At 70.8% G+C, this 7,263-nt stretch carries 6 protein-coding genes; 1 reads left to right on the top strand and 5 read right to left on the bottom strand.

Going from position 1 to position 7,263, the window contains the following annotated elements:
- Positions 1 to 79 precede the first annotated feature (79 nt).
- Positions 80 to 1,249, bottom strand: coding sequence for a glycerophosphodiester phosphodiesterase (locus tag ABZ078_RS22305; protein WP_356577681.1), 1,170 nt, complete (start codon positions 1,247 to 1,249; stop codon positions 80 to 82).
- Between the two features lie 371 nt (positions 1,250 to 1,620).
- Between ABZ078_RS22305 and ABZ078_RS22300 the strand changes: the two genes are divergently transcribed.
- Positions 1,621 to 2,295 (top strand): lysophospholipid acyltransferase family protein, encoded by a 675-nt coding sequence (locus ABZ078_RS22300; protein ID WP_356577688.1) that lies wholly within the window; start codon positions 1,621 to 1,623, stop codon positions 2,293 to 2,295.
- A 93-nt stretch (positions 2,296 to 2,388) separates the two neighbouring features.
- Here ABZ078_RS22300 and ABZ078_RS22295 read toward each other — a convergent pair whose 3' ends face one another.
- From ABZ078_RS22295 to argH, 4 genes are all read right to left on the bottom strand, one after another.
- Positions 2,389 to 3,912, bottom strand: coding sequence for an MFS transporter (locus ABZ078_RS22295; RefSeq protein WP_356577679.1), 1,524 nt, complete (start codon positions 3,910 to 3,912; stop codon positions 2,389 to 2,391).
- The gene (locus ABZ078_RS22290; RefSeq protein ID WP_356577677.1) at positions 3,909 to 4,460 is read right to left on the bottom strand and encodes a helix-turn-helix domain-containing protein; all 552 of its coding nucleotides are present in this window, start codon (positions 4,458 to 4,460) and stop codon (positions 3,909 to 3,911) included. Before ABZ078_RS22290 ends, ABZ078_RS22295 begins: the two co-directional genes overlap by 4 nt.
- A 109-nt stretch (positions 4,461 to 4,569) precedes the next feature.
- Positions 4,570 to 5,541 carry an aldo/keto reductase gene (locus tag ABZ078_RS22285; protein ID WP_356577675.1) on the bottom strand — a complete coding sequence of 324 codons (972 nt, stop codon included), beginning with the start codon at positions 5,539 to 5,541 and terminating at the stop codon, positions 4,570 to 4,572.
- 183 nt (positions 5,542 to 5,724) lie between these two features.
- A complete protein-coding gene (gene argH, locus ABZ078_RS22280; protein ID WP_356577674.1) occupies positions 5,725 to 7,152 on the bottom strand; it encodes an argininosuccinate lyase in 1,428 nt (475 codons plus the stop codon).
- Positions 7,153 to 7,263 lie beyond the last annotated feature (111 nt).

Genomic DNA, 7,263 nt, shown 5'->3' with positions numbered 1-7,263 from the left:
TGGCCCGCTCCACACCGGAGTGACCGGTCCGAACCGGGAATCTGACGAGCCGACCGTCACCCCAACCGGGGCGCCGGGCTCAGCCGTTGACGAAGTCCTCGCGGGCCAGCAGGCCCGTGTCGGGCTGGTCGGTGAAGACGCCGTCGATGCCGGTCGCGAAGTACGCCTTGTAGGCGCCGAACACGTCGCCGTAGGCGTCGGCTTCGGTGCCCTTGCGGAAGTTCGCGGGGAGGAAGGGGTTCTCGTTGCGCAGGGTCCAGGGGTGCAGGACCAGGCCGACCTTGTGCGCGTCGGCCACCAGCGTGGTGGGCGTGGTGAGGTTGCCCTTCGCATCCTTCGGGATGATCAGGTCCAGGGTGGGGCCGATGCCCTGGGCGTAGGAGGCGATCTCCCGCAGGCCGGCCGGCTTGACCAGGTCGGCGACCGTGCGCGGGTCGCCCGTCTCGACGAAGTCCCAGGGGCGGTCGTTCGCGGAGGAGAGCAGGACGACCAGCGGGTTGTCGACCAGCTTGTTCAGGCGCTGGATGCTGGTCGGCTCGAAGGACTGGAGGATGACCGGCGAGTTCCGCCTGTCCTTGCGGTGCTTGTGCAGCACCTTGGCGACCCGCTCCTCCAGGGGGAGGCCCAGCTTGCGGAAGTAGGTGGGGTGCTTGAGCTCGGGGTAGATCCAGACCTGCTTGCCGCGCTTGCGGGTCTGCTCGTCCTGCCACTTCAGGACCTCTTCGAAGGTCGGGATCTCCCAGCGGCCGTCGTAGAGGGTGTTGTGCGGGCGGTTGGCCGGGATGCGCTCGGTGGCGCGCAGGGTCTTCAGCTCGGCGAGCGTGAAGTCCTCGGTGAACCAGCCGGTGGTGGCGACGCCGTCGAGGGACTTGGTCTTCTTGCGGTCGGCGAACTCGGGGTGGTCCGCGACGTCGGTCGTGCCGCCGATCTCCGGCTCGTGCCGGCAGACGAGGTGGCCGTCCTTGGTGGGGACCAGGTCGCCCGCCTCGACGATGTCGGCGCCCATGTCGAGGGCGAGCTGGTAGGCGGCGAGCGTGTGCTCGGGCCGGTAGCCGCTGGCGCCGCGGTGGCCGATGATCGTCGGCTTGGGCAGGCTGTTCAGGCCGCCGCCACCGCCACCGTGCCGGGCCTCGGCCGCTCTCGCCGTGCCGGACAGCCCGAGGACCGCTCCGCCCGCGCCGAGCACCGCCGCGCCGAGAAGCATCCGCCGTCCGGGCACGCCCGTCTGCTCGTTCTCCTGCGTTCCCATGAGGGCCCTCCCTGACCGTCTTTCCCATTCAGTGCGGGCCGATCGTAGGTGCGTGTACATGACCGATGGGAGACGTGTGGCGAAACTCGCCGGTGACGCTGGATGTCGTACGGGAACGCGGTGCTGACGACCCGCCGGATTGGGCGCGGCGATGCGGGGGAGTCGTCCGGTATGCCCCCGGGGCGATGTCCGTCACATCATGGCGGGCGCGTTACGCGCCGTCCGCGGTGCGGCACCGCAGGTAAACGTGCGTCAACAGTGCGTAAGACCTCGGTGAAGTCGGCCTGCCCGATGTGCGGGACCCCCGGAACCGCGAGTATCGTCCTCACCTGCACAGACTTATACAGAATCCCTTGACACCGGAGGGCCCGTTGTCCCGCTTCGTGCTCATCAAGGCAGTGCTCGGACCGATCATGCGCCTGATGTTCCGCCCACAGGTGGAGGGCGCGGAGCACATCCCGGGCGACGGTCCGGTCATCCTGGCCGGCAACCATCTGACGTTCATCGACTCGATGATCCTGCCGCTGGTTTGCGACCGCCAGGTCTTCTTCATCGGCAAGGACGAGTACGTCACCGGCAAGGGCCTCAAGGGCCGCCTGATGGCCTGGTTCTTCACCGGCGTCGGCATGATCCCGGTCGACCGCGACGGCGGCCGGGGCGGCGTGGCGGCGCTGATGACCGGGCGCCGGGTGCTGGAGGAGGGCAGGGTCTTCGGCATCTACCCCGAGGGCACGCGGTCGCCCGACGGGCGGCTGTACCGGGGGCGTACGGGTATCGCCCGGCTCACGCTGATGACGGGGGCGCCCGTCGTCCCGTTCGCGATGATCGGCACCGACAAGATCCAGCCGGGTGGGGCGGGGATGCCTCGGCCGCGCAAGGTGACGGTGCGGTTCGGTGAGGCGATGGAGTTCTCCCGCTACGAGGGGATGGACCGGGACCGGTATGTGCTGCGTGCGGTGACCGACTCCGTGATGGCGGAGGTCATGCGGCTGTCCGGGCAGGAGTACGTGGACATGTACGCCAGCAAGGCCAAAGAGGCGGCGTAGCCCCGACGGTCGGACCGAGAGGATCCCGGGGGGCGGCGCGCTGCTCGCCGTCCGCAGGGCCGTCGGGGCCGCTCGCGCAGTTCCCCGCGCCCCTCAAGGCCGGCCGTCCAGCCGTTGGCCGCGGAGCATGAACCATGCTGCCACCGATGCCGCGAGCAGGACCGCCGCGCCGGTGCCCGCGGCGAGGGTCAGCCCGTCCACGAAGGACTGCCGGGCCGCGTCCAGCAATGCCTCGGACGTCTGGGCGGGCAACCCCGCCGCAGCCTCCACCGCGCCACCCAGCGACTCGTGTGCCTCCGCCGGAGTGCCCGCCGGGCCGGTGAAGCCCCGGTACACGCCGGTCACGATCGAGCCGAGTACGGCGATACCCAGAGCGGCCCCCAACTCGTACGCCGTCTCGGACACCGCGGACGCCGCGCCCGCCTGTTCCTTCGGCACGCTGGAGAGGATCACGTCGGACGTCACCGTGAAGGAGAAGCCCGCGCCGACGCCGACCACCAGGAGGGCGGCCCCGAGCAGGGGGTAGCCCGTCGTGCGGTCGATCACCGTGAGCGCGGCCAGGGCGAGGCCGATCGCCGCGAGACCGCCGGAGACGACGGCCCGTACCGAGAAGCGGCGGGCGACACGCCCGGCGATCAGGCCGGCGACCACCGCGCCGATCGCGGCGGGCAGTTCGGCCAGGCCCGCCTCGAAGGGGCCCCTGCCCTGCACGAGTTGCAGGAACTGGGAGAGGAAGAACACCAGGCCGGACAGGCCGAGGATGGTCAGCAGGTCGGCCAGCACCGCGCCGCTGAAGCCACGGCGGCGGAACAGCCGCATGTCCAGCAGCGGGGTGGGCAGCGTGAGCTGTCGGCGTACGAAGCCGTACAGCGCGGCCGCGCCCAGCAGGCCCACGGCGAGCGTGGCCCAGGTGAGGCCGTGGGTGGCGGCCTCCTTGACGGCGTACACCAGGCCGACCATGCCGACGAGCGACAGGGCGACGCTGACCAGGTCCCACGGGCCGGAACCCGGGTTTCGCGATTCGGGCAGCAGCTTGACGCCGACCAGGACGAGGACCGCCATCACCGGCAGGTTGATCAGGAAGACCGAACCCCACCAGAAGTGTTCGAGCAGGAAACCGCCGACGACGGGCCCGACGGCCGCACCGGCGGAGGCGGTCGCGCCCCAGATGCCGACGGCGAGGCTGCGTTCGCGCGGGTCGTGGAAGAGGTTGCGGATCAGGGCGAGCGTGGCCGGCATCAGGGTGGCGCCCGCGACACCGAGCAACGCCCGGGCGAGGATCATCAGTTCGGGAGTCGTCGCATAGGCGTTGAGCACCGATATCGCGCCGAACGCCGTGGCGCCCACGAGCAGGATCCGCTTGCGGCCGATACGGTCGCCGAGGCTGCCCATCGACACCAGCAGACCGGCGATCACGAACGAGTAGACGTCGCCGATCCACAGCAACTGGGTGCCGGAGGGCTTCAGGTCCTCGCTGATGTAGGGGGTCGCGAGACCGAGGACGGTCGCGTCGACGGCCACCAGCAGCACGGCGAGCACCAGGACGGACAGCGCGAGCCAGCGTCCGGGGCGCTTCACCGCCTCGGTCGTCGACGCCGGCTGCAGGGTGCTGGTCATGATTCCTCTCTCCGTAGTGCGCCGCCGAGCAACAGCTCGACGATCATGTGGGTGAAGTCGTTGCGGGCGACCCGCCCTTCCGTCACGGCCCAGGCGCCGGAGGCCAGCAGGCCGTACAGCGCCTCGGTGAGCCAGGCAGGGGTGAGGTCGATACGGAACTCGCCGCCGCGCTGACCGCGCCGGAACAGCGCCGCGATGCGCTCGTCGATCCGGGCCCAGCCCGCGTTCTGCTCCCCGCCCTCGAACAGCTGGTTCTCGGTGTAGAGGAACGCGAGCAGTCCGGCGGCGGGCTCGATCTCGCCGACGAGGCGTCGTACGGCGTCACGCGCCGGACCCTCGTCGAGCCGGGCCGCGTCCAGGGCCGCCTCGCACTCCGCGATGCCGAGCGACTCCAGCGCTCGTACCAGCGCGTCACGCCCGGCGAAGTGCCGGTGCAGCGTGGCGCGGCTGATCCCGGCCGCCTTGGCGACCTCGTCCATGGTCGCGGTGGACTTGCGGGTCAGCAGGGCGGCGGCGCTGCGGAGTACATGGTCACGATCGAGAGCCATGAGACAACCATAGCCCATGTGAGACATTCATGTCTCAGCCAAGGCATGGGAAGCTCACCAGGAGCTGATCAGGAATCCCAGGGCGCCCGCCGCGGATTCCGGTGGTGTCTCAGTGCCAGGGCAGCTGCCCGCGCCGCTCCCAGTACGCGCCCGGCTCCTCCACCAGCGCGGCGAGCCGCTCCAGGTGGTCGTCGTCGAGGTCCACGACCGCCGCGTGCAGGTTGGACGCCAGCTGTACGGTCGTCGCGGCGCCGGAGAGCACCACGCCGGCCCAGGGCCGGCGCAGGATGAGCGCGAGGGCGACGGCGTCGCATCCCAGAGACGTTTCTTCCGCCACGGCCTTCAGCGCGTCCGGCGCGTGCGGGGCCGCGAGCCGCCCGTTGGCCATGCCCTCCTTGACGATCACCGTGAGCCCGGCGTCGTGGGCCTCGGCGAGGGCGGGGCCGGCCGAGGTCTCCAGGGCGTTGTACGTCGACTGGACGGTACGGAAGAGGGGCTCGCCGTCGACCGTCACGGCGAGGGCGGCGCGGATCGCGTCGGCCTGGGCGGGGCCGCTGGTGGAGAAGCCGATGGTGAGGCCCTGGGCCGCGGCCTCGGCCAGCCTCGCGTGCAGGTCCTTGTCGGTGAGGGCGGGGCTGTCCGGGGTCACCGAGTGGATCTGGTAGAGGTCCAGCCGGTCGCCGAGCAGGTCGTCGGTCTCGGCGCGCTGACGCTCGTACGTGGCGAGGCTGTGGTCCTTGACCTCGTGCGTCTCGGCGTCCGCCGACCAGCCGGCGGTGTAGGTGTAACCCCACTTGCTGCCGATGACCACGTCGTCGATGCCGGGGTTCTTCTTGAGCCAGGCGGCGAGGAACTCCTCGGAGCGGCCGTAGGAGCGGGCGGCGTCGAAGTAGCGGACGCCTTGGGCGTAAGCGGCGTCCAGGAGTTCGTGCGTGCGGTCGCGCAGGGCCGTGACACCGCGGTCGGCCGGAAGGTCCTCCTCACGGCCGAGATTGATGTAGCCGGGGCGGCCTACGGCGGCGAGGCCCAGTCCGATGTGGCAGGTCGGGGTGGTTGCTGTTGCCAGTCGGGCGAAGGGCATCGCGGGCTCCGTTCGGTCGGCTCCGGTAGGGCTTGCGACCAACGTATCCCGCGATGACGCTCCGCTTGGGGAGCCGAGCGCCTCAGAGCTCGGGACTTGCCGTAGTTCGGCGAGTACCGGTTGTCTGTGGCTTGTCGCGCGGTTCCCCGCGCCCCTTTGGCGGCTGCGCCGCCTTAGGGGCATCTACCTCTTGGCCGTTGCCCACTCGTGCTGCTCCGCCACGTCCGCCTTCACCTCAGCCAGCTGGACGGCGACCGCGCTCGGCGCCGTCCCGCCACGGCCATTGCGGGAAGCGAGAGCGCCCGGCACATTGAGCACCGACCGCACCTCAGGTGTCAGGTGGGACGAGATCTTCGCGAACTGCTCGTCCGTCAGGTCGTCCAGTTCCTTGCCCTCGGCCTCGGCGACCTTGACGCACTCGCCGGCGACCTCGTGGGCGACCCGGAAGGGGACGCCCTGCTTGACCAGCCACTCGGCGATGTCGGTGGCGAGGGAGAAGCCGGCCGGGGCCAGTTCCTCCATGCGGTCGCGGTGGACCGTGAGGGTGGCCATCATGCCGGTGAAGGCGGGGAGGAGGATCTCCAGCTGGTCGATGGAGTCGAAGACCGGCTCCTTGTCCTCCTGGAGGTCGCGGTTGTAGGCGAGCGGCAGGGCCTTGAGGGTCGCCATCAGACCGGTCAGGTTGCCGATCAGGCGGCCGCTCTTGCCGCGCGCCAGCTCCGCGATGTCCGGGTTCTTCTTCTGCGGCATGATCGACGAGCCCGTGGAGAACGCGTCGTGCAGGGTGACGAAGGAGAACTCCTTCGTGTTCCAGATGATGACCTCCTCCGCGATCCGGGAGAGGTTCACGCCGATCATCGCGGTGATGAAGGCGAACTCGGCGACGAAGTCGCGGGACGCGGTGCCGTCGATGGAGTTGGCGGCGGACCCGTGCTCGAAGCCGAGGTCCTTCGCCACCGCCTCCGGGTCCAGGCCGAGGGAGGAGCCCGCCAGGGCGCCCGAGCCGTACGGGGAGACCGCCGTGCGTTCGTCCCACTGGCGCAGGCGCTCGGCGTCCCGGGACAGGGACTGGACGTGCGCCAGGACGTGGTGGGCGAACAGGACCGGCTGGGCGTGCTGGAGGTGGGTGCGGCCGGGCATCGCCACGTCCGGGTGGGCCTCGGCCAGGCCGATCAGCGCGTCCTGGAGGTCGGCGATCAGGCCGCCGATGACGCGGGCGTGGTCGCGCAGGTACATCCGGAAGAGGGTCGCGACCTGGTCGTTGCGGGAGCGGCCGGCGCGCAGCTTGCCGCCGAGGTCGGGGCCGAGGCGCTCCAGCAGGCCGCGCTCCAGCGCCGTGTGGACGTCCTCGTCGGCGATCGTGCCGACGAAGTCACCCGCCGCCACATCCGCTTCCAGCTGGTCCAGACCCGCGATCATGCGGGTCAGCTCGTCCTGCGTGAGCAGCCCCGCCTTGTGCAGCACGCGCGCGTGGGCACGCGAACCGGCGATGTCGTACGGCGCCAGCCGCCAGTCGAAGTGGACGGACGCGGACAGCTTGGCCAGGGCCTCGGCGGGACCGTCGGCGAAACGGCCGCCCCAGAGCCGTACGTCACCGCTGTTGCTGCTCACTTGCTGTGCTCCTTGGGAGGGTGGCGGATGTGGCACCGCCTCCCCGTGGCGTGAACGGGGAGGCGGTCGTCAGGTTAGTGCGTCGCAGGCCCTGTGACCTGGACGCGCGAG

Origin of the sequence: Streptomyces sp. NPDC006385 (genome assembly GCF_040612485.1) — a bacterium.
Classification (GTDB): domain Bacteria; phylum Actinomycetota; class Actinomycetes; order Streptomycetales; family Streptomycetaceae; genus Streptomyces.
Note: the sequence above shows the minus strand (reverse complement) of the source record. Positions and strands in the feature narration are given on the sequence as shown.